Consider the following 13,610-nt stretch of genomic DNA (forward strand, 5'->3'; position numbering starts at 1 on the left):
CCCTATGAGGAAAATGCATAATATTGCGCTCATTTTTTTGATCCGTCATAGTTTCATTCATAACAGCCGGTGACTTTGTAGATCCGGTCCCGCCAATCGTGTTCAGGGGAACCGATGCTAAGATTCATATTCCATCGATTGCTGATGGCGATCCCGACATTGGTGATCGTCGCAATCACAGTCTTCGCCCTTATTCGATTTATCCCGGGTGATCCGGCAGCCTTGATGCTGGGAGACATGGCGACACCGGATCAGATTGCTGAAATGCGTACGGCACTCGGACTCGATATGTCGCTGCCTCAGCAGTTTCTTGTCTGGGCGGGCAATGTGCTGAGCGGAGACTTCGGCCAGTCCATCGTCAACAAGGAGCCGGTGCTCCCGCTTGTTGTTTCGCGCTTCATGGTTTCGGCTGAAATCGTCGTGGTCGCCGTTATTCTGGCAAGCCTGATTGCCGTGCCTGCCGGCGTCATCGCTGCCTGGCGCCAGAACAGCGCAACGGACTTGGTATTGATCGGTACGGCGACAGTGTTGCTTTCGATCCCGACCTTCTGGCTCGGACTGCTTTTGCTACTGTTCTTCGGATTGAAGCTCGGCTGGCTGCCAGTGCTCGGATATGTGTCTCTCTCGGACAATTTTATTTCCGGCCTGCTGTATCTGGTTCTGCCCATCATGACGCTCGTCATTCATGAGGCCGGTGTCCTTATCCGTATGGCGCGCGCCTCCACGCTGGAAGTTTTGCGGCTGGATTATATTACCCATGCGCGCGCCAAGGGACTGTCAGAGCAGGCGGTTCTCTGGAAGCATGCGTTCAAGAATGCCTTCGGTCCGACATGGACGATGATCGGCCTGATCCTTGGAAATCTGCTGGGCGGCATCGCCGTCATCGAGACGGTCTTCACCATTCCGGGCCTTGGTCGACTGATGGTCGATAGCATCTTTCAGCGCGATTACCCCGTCATTCAGGGCTGTCTTCTTTTCGTCGCCATGTCCTATGTGATCGTCAATCTGATTGTTGATCTCCTTTACCCACTCTTTGATCCGCGCGTGGTGGCCGAATGAAACACGTTTCCCTCAACGGCCTGATTGGCGGCGTTCTCATCGCTCTTCTTCTTATGGTCGCTGCGTTGAGCCTGTTCTGGACGCCTTTCGATCCAATGAAGCTCAGTTTCACCGCAAGATTGGCTGCGCCTGGCGAACTTCATCTTCTGGGAACCGACGAATTCGGGCGTGACGTCCTCAGTCGCTTGATGGTCGGTGCAAGAGCCAGCGTCTGGATCGGATGCCTCACTGTCGGGTTTGCGGTCATCACAGGCACTCTTATCGGTCTAATCAGCGGATATGCGCGCGGCTGGATCGATGGCTTGATCATGGCGGTAAACAATGCGCTGCTTGCTTTCCCAGGCATCCTGCTGGCGCTTGGCCTTCTCGCGGTTTTCGGCGCAAATCAATACGGTATCATCTTCGCTCTTGGTATTGCCTACACGCCTTCTATGGCGCGTGTCGTTCGAGGCGCCGTGCTTTCATTGCGGGAGCGTGAATTCGTTGAAGCTTCCAGGGTCATGGGCAATGGCGAAGTATTCACGATGTTCAGGCACATCCTCCCCAATTGCCTGGCGCCGATTACGGTGCTGGCGACCTCGATGTTTGGTTGGGCCATTCTTTCCGAAAGTGCTTTGAGCTTCCTCGGTCTTGGCGTGCCGCCGCCTGCACCGACCTGGGGCAATATGCTGGCCGCAGGTCGCCCGTTCATAGAACAGGCTGTATGGCTCGGACTATTTCCCGGCCTCTGCATCGCCCTCACGCTCCTTGGCATCAACCTCCTCGGCGATGCCCTGCGCGACAAACTCGACCCACGCATGAGAGGTTTGAAATGACTGAAAGTAAGCTTCTCACCGTGCGCAATCTTTCGCTCGAAATCATCAATCGCGGTGTCGGCGTGGTGAAAGATGTCAGCTTCGATGTCGCACCGGGCGAAATCTTTGGTATCGTCGGCGAGAGCGGCTCGGGTAAGTCGCTTGCGACGAGATCCATAGTCTCGCTTTTGCCGCCGGTTATCCGCAAGACGTCTGGTACGGTCACTTTCAAAGGTCGTGACATTTCAGCTGTCAGCGAAAAGGACCTCCGGGCGCTGCGAGGTGCAGAAATCGGCCTGGTTTTCCAGGAACCAATGACCTCGCTCAATCCATCCATGACCATCGGTCGGCAGCTGGAGGAAGGGCTGGCTCTTCATACCAAAGACACGGCCCCAACGAGACGTGAAAAAATTCTGGCCATGCTGCAACGGGTCGGCATTCGGGATCCTGAGAGGGCGCTAACCTCTTATCCGCACGAATTTTCCGGCGGCATGCGCCAGCGCATCATGCTGGCCTCTGTCATGCTTTTGAAGCCCGCACTGCTTATTGCCGATGAGCCGACGACCGCGCTGGACGCCGTTATCCAGCGCGACGTCATGGAACTGATGGTGGAACTGACGAAGGCGGAAGGCACGGCAGTCCTTCTCATTAGTCATGATCTGCCGATGGTGGCACGTTACACCGACCGCATCGTGGTAATGGAAAAGGGTTCGATCGTTGAAGCCGGCACGACCGAGCAGATACTGGAACGTCCGCAGCACCCTTATACGCGCAAGCTTCTGTCATCGTTACCTGTGCGCGGTGAAGTCAGACCTATCGATACGACATCAGCACCGATGATTTCGGCGCGCAACATCATCGTGGATTATCCGGGGCGCAAATCGTTTCTCAAGAAGGGCGAGCCGAAGCGCGCATTGCACGGCGTCTCAGTTGACATCTATGAAGGCGAAGTGGTGGCGCTCGTTGGTGGTTCAGGGTCCGGCAAGACCACCTTGGGACGCACGATTGCCGGACTGGTCAAGGAAACCGAGGGGGAGGTTCGGTTTCAGGGCCGAACGCGTGACCAGGACTGGCAGGACTACCGTCTCAATTGTCAGATGGTTTTCCAGGATCCGTATTCCTCGCTCGATCCCCGCATGACGATCCTTGCTCTCGTCGAAGAAGCGTTGCGTCTTGTTCCAGGCATAGACCGTGTCGACAAAATGAAGCGCGCTTATGAAACATTGGAGGAGGTGGGGCTAGGCGCCGATTTCGCTCTTCGCTATCCGCATGAACTTTCGGGCGGACAGAGGCAGAGAGTGGCCATTGCCAGAGCGATTGCGCGCCGACCGCGTTTCCTCATTGCAGACGAGCCCGTCTCGGCGCTGGACGTGACTGTCCGCGCTCAGGTGCTCTCGCTCTTTTCCGATTTGCAGAAACGATATGGTTTCTCCTGCCTGTTCATCAGCCACGATCTCGGCGTGGTCGAACAGGTGGCTGATCGCGTCATCGTCATGCAGGACGGCAGGATCATCGAGGAGGGAGATCGCAACACGATCTTCGACACCCCGAAAGAGGCCTACACGCGTCGTCTTCTCTCGGCAATTCCCGCGCTTGATCTCAACGAGACCGGCGGCGTGAAACTCAAATGGCGCTTGGAGGCGTGATGATGAATACAGCACCCATGACATCCGGCAAGCTTGGATCAACCGCCGAGAGGCTGAACGCGATTTGCGATGCGCAGACATTCGTCACGCGATTTAGCATCAAGAACCTGCGCAATGGCGAGATATTTGCTCGTGGAGCAGATGAGGAAACGCCGTCCGCCAGCACGCGCAAGACCTCGATCATGATGGCAGCTCTCAAGGCTGTGCATGAAGGCAGGCTCAATCTCGATGAGCAGATTGTCTACGAGGCTCGTTTTGCCGAAGAAGTCGCAAGTGGAATGTTTCGGTATCTGACGCCGGGGATCGTGATTTCGCTTCGCGATGCGATCACCGGCATGATGGTGCTTTCCGACAATGTTTGCACCAAAATGGTCTTTGAGCGACTGACACTGGAAGAAGTAGACAGCTATTGCAAGGCAATCGGCATGCAAGGCACCCATCATCGCTTTCTAATCCCTCCGCTTGCGCTTTCTCCCGATCATTCGCTGAAGTCGGTTACGACCACGACGGCACGCGACCAGATGTTCCTGCTTCAGTTGATTCTGGACGCACAAGGGTCTGAAGTGGCTTCCAAGCGCCTGGGTGTTTCTCAAGCCTTGAGCGGTTATGCGCTACAGACGCTCAAGAACCAGATCCTGAGATACGCCATTCCCTCTCGTCTGCCGTTCGGCACGGTCGTCGCGCACAAGGGAGGGACGGGAAAACGGGGCCGGATGAATGCGGGCATCGTCTACAGCGATGGCGAGCCGCTCTACATCATCGCCGCCTTTACCGACGAGGTTCCACAGGAAATGCCCGATGGAACGCCGGGTTACACGCTGTCTCTCGAAACGATCGGCCGCCTTTCGCGCGTCTGCTGGGACGATTTTCGAGGCTGAGCGAACAGCTTTAAGTCAACAATAACAGAGGGTAGAACATGAAAAGCTTACTTCTTGCTGGAACTATGCTTATGGCGCTTTCAGGCGTGACGCAGGCAAGGGATATCGTCATTGCGCAAAGCTCGGATTTGCGCAGCAACATCCCCGGAGTGAACCGCGATGGCAACACAGATGGCGTCATTCTCCATATTGTTGAAGGACTCGTCGGCTATGCCAATAACGGCGAGGTGAAGCCTCTTCTTGCCGAAAGCGTTGAGACGTCGAAAGATGGCCTGAGCTATACATTCAAACTTCGTCAGAACGTCAAATTCCACAATGGCAAGCCGCTGACGGCCGACGACGTTGTGTGGAACTGGAACCGGTACATGGATCCAGCTACAAAATGGAGCTGTATCAAGGATTTTGACGGGGGAACCGTTAAAGTCACCGGCATCACGGCGGTCGATGCACAGACGGTCACGATGTCTCTTGAGAAGCCCTCTGCAGTTTTCCTGGGTTTAATGGCGCGGCCGGAATGCGGCTATACGGGTATGATTTCGAAAGACTCCGTCACCGCCGATGGGGCCTTCGACAAGCCTGTCGGCACTGGGCCGTTCAAATGGGACGAGTGGAAAAAAGGCGAATACATTCACCTTTCCAAATTCGACGATTACCAGTCCCCGCCAAATGACGGCAAGCCGGATGGTATGGTCGGTTCGAAACGGCCGCTGGTTGATGGCATCAAGTTCATGGTCATTCCCGATGCATCCACGGTAAAAGCCGGTCTGCAATCGGGTGTTCTCGACACTGCCGAAATCTCTCCGGACCTCATTCCAGAGTTCGAAAAGAGCGAGAAGGCAAAGGTCATCATTACGCAGAATAACGGCAAGAACCTTTTCTACATCCAGACCCGCGATCCGGTGATGAGCAAGCCAGGCGTTCGGCGCGCAATGGCAATGGCGCTAGACATGGACGAACTCGTGGCCGCGGCCTCCAATGGTACCGGTAAAGCCAACGGCTCGATGGTGGCATCGGATTCGATCTACTTCAGCGAAATCCAGAAGAAGCGGGTATCCTACGATCTAGATGCTGCGAAGAAGGAACTTGAAGCCTCCGGCTACAAGGGTGAGCAGATCAACATCATCGCCAACAAGCGCGGCAATGTTCCGAGCTTCCCAGCAGCGGTCATTGCCCAGGCGATGTTGCAGCAGATCGGCCTCAATGTTCAAATTGAGGTTCTTGACTACGCCACTCAAGTGGATCGACGCCGTTCCGGCAATTATCAGATCATCTCCCAGTCCGTCGCACCGCGCCTGGATCCGGCTTTGATGTATAGCTTCTATGTCGGTGACAAGGACAAGAATGCTTCGCTTATGTGGGACAACCCCAAGGCAATTGAGCTGATGAAGGCCGCTTATGCGGAAACCGATCAGCAGAAGCGGCAGACGATCTTCGATCAGTTCCACGAGCTCATGCTGCAGGATATGCCGGGCATCTTCCTTTACGACATGATCGATGTCTGGGGTGCCACTAAGTCTTTGCAGGGACAGCCGGTGTGGCAATCCAATGCGCGACTCTGGGAAGTCTCGGTCTCACAATAATCCAGTCGTTTAGGCACCGCATCTGTGCGGTGCCTGCTATATGCAGCAGAAGCCTCTGCCATCTTTGATGCGCGGTCAGGGTTTCGTCTTGTCTTGAGGACCAGCATGCCAGAACAATCAGCCCTGAATTCACTGACACAATTAATCGACCGACTGGCGCCTGCGTTTACCGCGCTCAGCGATAAGATCTGGGATCTGGCGGAGTTGAAATATGACGAGTTCAAATCCGCCGATCTTCTTATCAGAACGTTGAAGCAGAACAAATTCGTCGTTGAGGAAGGCATTGCAGGAATGCCGACCGCGTTTGTCGGCCAATATGGTACCGGCAAACCCATCATCGCATTCCTCGGAGAGTACGACGCCCTTGCAGGCATGAGTCAAATCGCTGGTATGGATAAGCAACTTGAAGCCGAACCGGATGCCAGCGGTCACGGTTGCGGTCATAACCTGTTGGGGGCTGGTTCGCTCCTGGCGGCAGTATCTCTGGCAAAGCACCTCGAGGAGAACGGTTTGCCCGGTACCGTAAGATATTACGGTTGCCCAGGAGAGGAGGGCGGTTCTGGCAAAACCTTCATGGTGCGGGCTGGTGCATTCGATGATGTGGACGCTGCGCTCACTTGGCACCCAGCGCCATTCAATGGTGTCAGGTCAACGAACAACCTTGCTGTTCTCGAATATTATTACAGGTTTAAGGGGATCGCGGCGCATGCGGCTAATGCGGCTCACCTTGGACGATCGGCCCTTGATGCTGTCGAACTGATGAATGTCGGTGTCAATTTTCTTCGCGAGCACATGCCGCAGGATTGCCGCGTGCATTACGCCATCACCGATGCCGGCGGCCGTGCCGCAAATGTTGTTCAGGCCAAAGCCGAGGTGCTCTATCTCGTTCGAGCGCCGGAGATGTCGCAGGCTTTGGCACTTGCGGAGCGCGTCGATCAAGTTGCGCGTGGTGCTGCGATGATGACCGGTACTGAGGTCGAAATCGTGTTCGACACTGCCGCAACCAATCTTTTGCCAAACCTGACCCTGGAAAATGCCATCCACAAAAATCTGGTGGCTATCGGGCCGGTGCCGTTTGATGAAGCGGACATTGATTTCGCTCGAAAAATCCAGGCGACGTTTACGCAGGAGGCGATCAGAAGCAGTCTCAAGCTCTACCAAATCAAGCACGATGTTTTCTCGAACGACACTGTAGACGGCTCCACACCGTTGCATACGGGACTTCGCGCTTTTGAAGGCCATTCACATTTTCGGGCAGGCTCTACTGATGTTGGCGACGTTAGTCGCGTCACCCCAACAGCGCAATGCTGGGCACCTGCCTGGGCGATAGGGACCAACCCCCATACATGGCAGGTGGTTGCCCAAGGCAAAAGTCACGGTGCGCATAAAGCAATGGTACACGCTGCGAAGGCATTGGCTTCGACAGGTCTGGATCTGGCGACTTCGCCGAGCTTATTGGCGACGGCAAAAGGAGAGTGGAAAGACGCCATGGGGAAGGATCCTTATGTGTGCCCGATACCGGAACACGTGAAGCCGAGCATAAAAAATTTCTTGTGATATAGCCGATAGGTCCGGGCTTTTTGGGATGGAAGTTGAAGCTAGGAGCAGACGTGGGTCGTTGTCGTTGACCGAAAGGTCCACGGGAACGGATATATGGCGTGTCAAAAAGACAGCCAGTCGGCATGAGGAAGCTTTGAAGGATCTTTGCCTCAAACCGCAGATCGCGGTCGGCAAAGCCTCCACTAGCATGTCGTGATAGCCCGACGTGTCGACGGCCGGACATAATGTTTTAATGTTCCACAGTGCCGTTTTCGAAACTGCCGAGTTCCTGGAACCCCTGACGGAAGTGGAGGTGGAGGTCAGCCAGATAGATATCGTTGGCTGATTGTTATCCTCCTCATCCGGCATCACGCGTGGCCTTCGCCTCCTTCAAAGAGCAGCGAAAACGCGCGCCTTTTTTCGCTTATATTCCAAAAGGTAAGGGTTGATCTGAAACAATTGAATTGAAGTCGCCTGTGGAAGCATAACGCGCGGCCCGCACCTTGCTGAACTTGCTGCTGTCCACCACAAGGTGCTTTTGCATTGAGCGTTGCATAACCATCTGTTTGATCGGCACTTCATGAAAGTGTGAGCAGGTGACGCCATGCTGTTCGTCCACACCGCCGGCAGATAAAAATGCCTTATTGATATTGATGCGCTTCAGCACCTCCATACCTTCATCACCTGAAAACGAAGCCGCTTCCGGGTGATAAACCCCTCCAAGCATGATCAGGCGGACATCGTTTCTTCTCGCCAGCTCCTCTGCAACATTGAGGGAGTAGCAGATGACGGTGACATGGGAATTTGCCGGAATCTGCCGCGCCAAATGCGGCATCGTCGTTCCGCAATCGATGAATACAGTATCATACGGTTCGATCAGAGCGGCCGCCTGCGTACAGGCCCGTGCTTTTGCAGTCGCGTGACTGTCCTTCTCCTGCTCCAGCACATAGTCGCTGCTAACGCTGCCGTCCTGAACCGGGATAATATATCCGCCAAGACAGCTTAGCCGCTCGCCATCGGCGGCAATGTCGCGGCGAATGGTAATTTCGGAGACGCCAAGCCGGGACGCGGCGTCCCGCAGCCTCAGGATTCCCGTTTCCTGAACCAGTCCGGCCAGGGCGTCCAACCTGGCATTGTGTGCACTTATTCTGCTCACCTTGTCTCCGCTTTCGGCTCGTCGCTTCGCTTTAAATTTCGGTGTTATTTTGCTCCCAATCGCACTTCTCTGCGCTTGACAGGAGAATAACAAACATGAAACGATCGCAACATAATGATCGGATTGTATCATAAATAGTTCGCATTATCGGGAGAGGAAAACAACAGGTTTCTAGGTCACATCGTGGCCTATGCACCGGAGCATGGGAGGCCTTTCCGGGAGAATGAGGAGGCGTCGGACGCGTGAGAAGCGGTTCCGGCGTCAGGGATCGAACATTTTTGGGTGCTGCGACTGGAGTAGGTCCGGCACATCGGTTTCAAAGGGAGGAGTTATTCGTGAACAAGATTTTCACTACCATCGCGCTTGCTGCAACGCTTTCGGCCTCGGCTGTCTTTGCGCAAAGCGCCGTCGATGCGTCGAAGGTCAACAAGGAGCTGATCACGACGGCGAGCGGCAAAAAATACACCATTGCAACCGTCGTGAAGGTGGATGGTATTGCGTGGTTTGACCGCATGCGCGATGGCGTCGAGCAGTTCAAGGGCGATACCGGAAACGATGTCTGGATGGTTGGCCCAAGCCAGGCTGATGCCGCCGCTCAGGTGCAGATCGTTGAAAACCTCATTGCACAGGGCGTTGATGCGATCGCCATCGTGCCGTTCTCGGTCGAAGCGGTAGAGCCGGTGCTCAAGAAAGCCCGAGATCGCGGCATCGTCGTCATCAGCCATGAGGCTTCCAACATCCAGAACGTCGATTTCGACATCGAAGCCTTCGACAACAAAGCCTATGGCGCCAACCTGATGAAGGAACTTGGCAAATCCATGGGCGGTAAGGGTAAGTACGTCGCCACCGTTGGCAGTCTGACTTCCAAGTCGCAGATGGAATGGATCGACGGCGCCGTCGAGTACCAGAAGGCAAACTTCCCGGAAATGTCGCAGGCGACTGAGCGGCTGGAAACCTATGACGACGCCAACACCGACTACACCAAGCTCAAGGAAGCAATGACCGCCTATCCGGACATTACCGGCATCCTCGGCGCGCCGATGCCGACGTCCGCAGGCGCTGGCCGCCTGATCGCCGAGGGCGGCCTGTCGGGCAAGGTTTTCTTCTCGGGAACGGGCCTGGTTTCCGTTGCCGGCGAATACATCAAGAACGATAATATCCAGTACATCCAGTTCTGGGACCCGGCCGTGGCCGGTTATGCCATGAACATGCTGGCTGTCGCGGTTCTCGAGAAGAAGAATGAGCAGATCAAGGCGGGTCTCAACATGGGTCTGCCCGGTTATGAAAGCCTGCTGGTTCCTGACGCCTCCAAGCCACACCTGCTATACGGCGCAGGTTGGGTCGGGGTGACCAAAGAAAACATGGACAAGTACGACTTCTGATCCGAACCACGGAGGGAGGGCATCCCTCTCTCCGTGCACCCCCGTGTTTTCCAGCCTTGCACGAGGCCATTATGACTGAAAATCTGATCGAGCTGCGCCACATCGGTAAGCGGTTTGGCGGTGTGAAGGCGCTCGACGACGTATCGCTGAGCATTCGCCCTGGCGAAATCCATTGCCTTGCCGGTGAAAACGGTTCCGGCAAATCCACCGTCATCAAAATCATGTCCGGGGTTTACACACCCGAGGACGGTGAGATCCTGATCGACGGGAAGCCTGTCGGCAAACTCGATCCGGTAAAATCCGTCCACCACGGTATTCAGGTGATCTATCAGGATTTTTCGCTGTTCGGTAACCTGACGGTCGCCGAGAACCTGGCCATCAATACCTTTCTGATGGAAGGTCGCAAGACGGTCGACTGGCGACATGTCCGTGAACTGGCCCAAAAGGCGTTGGACCGCCTTGGCGTGAGCATCGATCTTGATACGGATGTCGAAACCCTGCCGACCTCTGGAAAGCAGATCGTGGCGATTGCCCGTGCCGTCATGGCCGATGCACGCCTGATCATCATGGATGAGCCGACGACGGCGCTGACGCGCCATGAGGTTGATGCTCTCTTCAAGATTGTGCGTGATATTCAGGCGCAGGGCATTGCCGTGCTCTTCGTCAGCCACAAAATGCGCGAGATGCTCGAAATCAGCGAGCGCCTGACAGTTTTCCGCAATGGCAAGAAGGTGGCCGAAGGGCCGATCGCCGAATTCGATGAGCCGGCAATCACCCGCGCGATGACGGGGCAGGAGCTGACCGCCCACAGCTACCAGTGGGCACCGCAGGAAGGTGCCGATACACCGGTGCTGGAAGTCCGCAACCTCTCGGTTCCGGGTTCCGTGGAAAACACCGACCTGACGTTAAGGCCAGGCGAAATCGTCGGTATTTCGGGTTTGATCGGTTCGGGGCGTACCGAACTTGCGCTGGCGCTGTTTGGCATGCGCCCCGATTTTACCGGTTCAGTGCGCCTCGCAGGCCGCGAGGTTCACCCAAGGACCGTTCAGGAGGGTATTGCCTGCGGTGTCGCTTATGTGCCGGAGGATCGCCTGACCGAGGGGCTATTCCTGACGCAATCGATCGAGCGGAATATCATTGTCACGTCGATTGAGAAATTCGTCCGCGGTCTTTTCATCAATCGCAAAAAGGCGGACGAGACGACCCGCGAAATGTTCTCGGCCATGCAGATCGTGGCGCCAGGACCGCACACGCCGGTCAACCATTTGTCTGGGGGCAACGCACAGCGCGTGGTTCTGGCTCGCTGGCTTTTGACTGGGGCCAAGGTGCTGATCCTGAACGGCCCGACCGTCGGCGTCGATGTCGGTTCCAAAGCACAGATTCACACCATCATCCGCAAGCTGGCCGAAAAGGAAGGTCTCGCCGTGCTGATGATTTCCGACGATGTGCCGGAACTGGTGCAGAACTGCAACCGCGTGCTGGTCATGCATCGCGGCCGTTTTGTTGACGAGTTGTCTGGGGAGAGCATGACCGAAGACGCCGTTAACGACCGGCTCAAGATGCTGAATTGAGGGGCCGCAAGTCATGAAATTCCTGAAAAGCACAGAATCCATTATCGCCTGCGTCCTGCTTGCGGCCATGATCATCATCGGTCTCATCAATCCAGCCTTCTGGTCGCTCGACAACATCTTCGGGCTGTTGCGCTCCAATGTCGTGATCGGCATCATGGCGCTCGGCGTATTGCTGGTGATGATTTCCGGCGGTATCGACGTATCGTTCACGGCCTTTGCCATTGCGGCGATGTATTTGACTGTGCGTAGCATGGTCTATCTCGGCTATGACGGCGTGCTCATTCCCTTTGTTGCGGCAACGCTGATTGGGCTCGTTCTCGGTGCTTTCAACGGTTTCATTATCCATCGTTTCAGGATGATTCCGCTGATCGTGACGCTCGGGACCGGTTCGATTGTGCGTGGTCTGGTTCTCGGCCTGGTCGGTACCAGCATCGTCAACATCAACAAGATGCCAAAGGAGCTGATCGAGTTCGGCAAGACCGATGTGATCTCGCTGACCTCGGCCACGGGATCAACTTTCGGCCTGACCGCGATGTTCCTGGTCTATCTGGGGCTGGCATTGGTCATTCATCTCATCCTGGCCTACACCATGATCGGGCGCAGCGTTTATGCGTATGGCGGCTCTCCTGAAGCAGCCAAACGTGTTGGCTTCAATACAGGTGCGACGATCTTCTTTGTCTATTGTATCGCCGGCGCGCTGGCGGGCTTCTCGGGCCTGTTGCATTCCTCGATGATCTGGCTTGCCAACCCGCGTGATTTTGTCGGTCTCGAACTCGACGTGATCGCGGCCGTGGTTCTGGGCGGTGCTTCAATCTTTGGCGGACGCGGCACGGTTCTCGGAACATTAATGGGCGTGTTCATGCTGGTGATGGTCAAAAACTCTCTGATCATCATGAAAGTGGACACGACCTGGCAGCGCGTCGTTGTCGGCCTGATCATCATCATTGCCACCGCCATCACGGCATGGCGCGACCGCAAAAGCGTAGCGTGACGGGAGAGCGCATCATGAAAAATTCGTTCGACATGCGTCGGCTTTTCGGCAACGACAACAACATCATTCAGCTTCTTGTCATCACCGTCATCGTCTTTGCGCTGATGACCTGGATGAACCCCGGCAAGTTCCTGAACTACTACAATTTCGAATCCATCAGCTACATCATGCCCGAACTGGGGATCCTCTCCATCGCCATGATGATTGCCATGCTGACCGGTGGCATCGATCTTTCCGTGGTGGGGATTGCCAATCTCGCGGGTATCATCGCCGGCGTCTATTTCCATTCCACAATGGTTCAGGCGGGACAATCCTCCACTTCGGGCGTTGTGTTCTACACCGGGCTCGGCATCGTCCTCGCCATAGCGGTCGGCCTGCTTGCCGGTCTGATCAACGGCCTTTTGGTCGCGAAGCTGCGTATTACCCCGATACTGGCGACACTCGGCACAGGTCAGGTGCTGATGGGGCTGGCGCTGGTATTGACCGGCGGCCCGGCAATCGTCGGCTTCCCTGACGCGTGGAACTGGATCGGCAACGGCAAGATCTTGGGTATAGCGACGCCGTTTCTGCTGTTCATCGGCGTCTGCATCACCGTGGCGATCCTGCTGACGCGCTCGACGCTCGGCATTAACCTGATGCTGATCGGGACCAATCCGCGCGCAGCCGTCTTTGCAGGCATCCGCAAGGATCGCATGATGCTCTATTCCTACATGCTGACCGGCGTTCTGGCGTCGCTGGCGGGCATCATTTTGTCGGGGCGAACCAATGCAGCGAAATCCGACTACGGCGCGTCCTATTTGCTGCAGGCGGTGCTGATTGCCGTTCTCGGCGGCACAAATCCGGCAGGCGGGAAGGGGCGGGTTCTTGGCATCGCCATTGCGCTGATCGCCCTCATGCTGCTCTCCTCCGGTTTCCAGATGATGCGGTTCTCCAACCACCTTATCGACTTCATCTGGGGCGCATTCCTCATTCTCGTCATCGCCATCAATGCATGGCGAAACCCGGGCAGGTGAT

General features: G+C 55.8%; 11 protein-coding genes. 10 read left to right on the plus strand and 1 reads right to left on the minus strand.

The genetic code is table 11. The features are described from left to right. Positions 1-114: 114 nt before the first annotated feature. From ACFVTJ_RS19910 to ACFVTJ_RS19935, 6 genes are all read left to right on the plus strand, one after another. Positions 115-1,059: an ABC transporter permease gene (locus ACFVTJ_RS19910; RefSeq protein WP_386910330.1), complete on the plus strand. Its 945-nt coding sequence runs from the start codon at positions 115-117 to the stop codon at positions 1,057-1,059. Beyond that, on the plus strand, positions 1,056-1,874 hold the full coding sequence (locus tag ACFVTJ_RS19915) for an ABC transporter permease (protein ID WP_386910331.1): 819 nt from the start codon (positions 1,056-1,058) through the stop codon (positions 1,872-1,874). The genes ACFVTJ_RS19910 and ACFVTJ_RS19915 overlap by 4 nt, the downstream gene beginning before the upstream one ends. Further along, entirely contained in the window at positions 1,871-3,499 is a 1,629-nt protein-coding gene (locus ACFVTJ_RS19920) for an ABC transporter ATP-binding protein (protein WP_386910332.1), read from the plus strand. The genes ACFVTJ_RS19915 and ACFVTJ_RS19920 overlap by 4 nt, the downstream gene beginning before the upstream one ends. 17 nt (positions 3,500-3,516) lie before the next feature. Further along, positions 3,517-4,377, plus strand: coding sequence for a serine hydrolase (locus ACFVTJ_RS19925; protein ID WP_386910361.1), 861 nt, complete (start codon positions 3,517-3,519; stop codon positions 4,375-4,377). Between the two features lie 38 nt (positions 4,378-4,415). Then, positions 4,416-5,957 carry an ABC transporter substrate-binding protein gene (locus tag ACFVTJ_RS19930; RefSeq protein WP_386910333.1) on the plus strand — a complete coding sequence of 514 codons (1,542 nt, stop codon included), beginning with the start codon at positions 4,416-4,418 and terminating at the stop codon, positions 5,955-5,957. Positions 5,958-6,062: 105 nt separating this feature from the next. Next, entirely contained in the window at positions 6,063-7,514 is a 1,452-nt protein-coding gene (locus tag ACFVTJ_RS19935) for a M20 family metallopeptidase (protein ID WP_386910334.1), read from the plus strand. A 406-nt stretch (positions 7,515-7,920) separates the two neighbouring features. On the opposite strand, the gene ACFVTJ_RS19940 is transcribed toward ACFVTJ_RS19935, so the two are convergent. Next, the gene (locus ACFVTJ_RS19940) at positions 7,921-8,652 is read right to left on the minus strand and encodes a DeoR/GlpR family DNA-binding transcription regulator (RefSeq protein ID WP_386910335.1); all 732 of its coding nucleotides are present in this window, start codon (positions 8,650-8,652) and stop codon (positions 7,921-7,923) included. Positions 8,653-8,987: 335 nt separating this feature from the next. Between ACFVTJ_RS19940 and ACFVTJ_RS19945 the strand changes: the two genes are divergently transcribed. From ACFVTJ_RS19945 to ACFVTJ_RS19960, 4 genes are all read left to right on the plus strand, one after another. Continuing rightward, positions 8,988-10,034 carry an autoinducer 2 ABC transporter substrate-binding protein gene (locus ACFVTJ_RS19945; protein ID WP_045531774.1) on the plus strand — a complete coding sequence of 349 codons (1,047 nt, stop codon included), beginning with the start codon at positions 8,988-8,990 and terminating at the stop codon, positions 10,032-10,034. 71 nt (positions 10,035-10,105) lie between these two features. Further along, positions 10,106-11,605, plus strand: coding sequence for a sugar ABC transporter ATP-binding protein (locus ACFVTJ_RS19950; RefSeq protein WP_209089780.1), 1,500 nt, complete (start codon positions 10,106-10,108; stop codon positions 11,603-11,605). Between the two features lie 13 nt (positions 11,606-11,618). After that, complete coding sequence (locus ACFVTJ_RS19955) at positions 11,619-12,596, plus strand: ABC transporter permease (protein ID WP_386910336.1); 978 nt, start codon at positions 11,619-11,621, stop codon at positions 12,594-12,596. A gap of 14 nt (positions 12,597-12,610) precedes the next feature. After that, positions 12,611-13,609, plus strand: coding sequence for an ABC transporter permease (locus tag ACFVTJ_RS19960; RefSeq protein ID WP_386910337.1), 999 nt, complete (start codon positions 12,611-12,613; stop codon positions 13,607-13,609). The last annotated feature ends 1 nt before the right edge of the window (position 13,610 follow it).

Source organism: Agrobacterium sp. NPDC058088 (assembly GCF_042885035.1).
In the GTDB taxonomy this organism is placed as follows: Bacteria; Pseudomonadota; Alphaproteobacteria; order Rhizobiales; family Rhizobiaceae; genus Agrobacterium.

Bases quoted from the DNA above. Each gene is read 5' to 3' on its own strand.
- ACFVTJ_RS19910 (WP_386910330.1), top strand. From the start codon at position 115: ATGCTAAGATTCATATTCCATCGATTGCTGATGGCGATCCCGACATTG.
- ACFVTJ_RS19915 (WP_386910331.1), top strand. From the start codon at position 1,056: ATGAAACACGTTTCCCTCAACGGCCTGATTGGCGGCGTTCTCATCGCT.
- ACFVTJ_RS19920 (WP_386910332.1), top strand. From the start codon at position 1,871: ATGACTGAAAGTAAGCTTCTCACCGTGCGCAATCTTTCGCTCGAAATC.
- ACFVTJ_RS19925 (WP_386910361.1), top strand. From the start codon at position 3,517: ATGACATCCGGCAAGCTTGGATCAACCGCCGAGAGGCTGAACGCGATT.
- ACFVTJ_RS19930 (WP_386910333.1), top strand. From the start codon at position 4,416: ATGAAAAGCTTACTTCTTGCTGGAACTATGCTTATGGCGCTTTCAGGC.
- ACFVTJ_RS19935 (WP_386910334.1), top strand. From the start codon at position 6,063: ATGCCAGAACAATCAGCCCTGAATTCACTGACACAATTAATCGACCGA.
- ACFVTJ_RS19950 (WP_209089780.1), top strand. From the start codon at position 10,106: ATGACTGAAAATCTGATCGAGCTGCGCCACATCGGTAAGCGGTTTGGC.
- ACFVTJ_RS19955 (WP_386910336.1), top strand. From the start codon at position 11,619: ATGAAATTCCTGAAAAGCACAGAATCCATTATCGCCTGCGTCCTGCTT.
- ACFVTJ_RS19960 (WP_386910337.1), top strand. From the start codon at position 12,611: ATGAAAAATTCGTTCGACATGCGTCGGCTTTTCGGCAACGACAACAAC.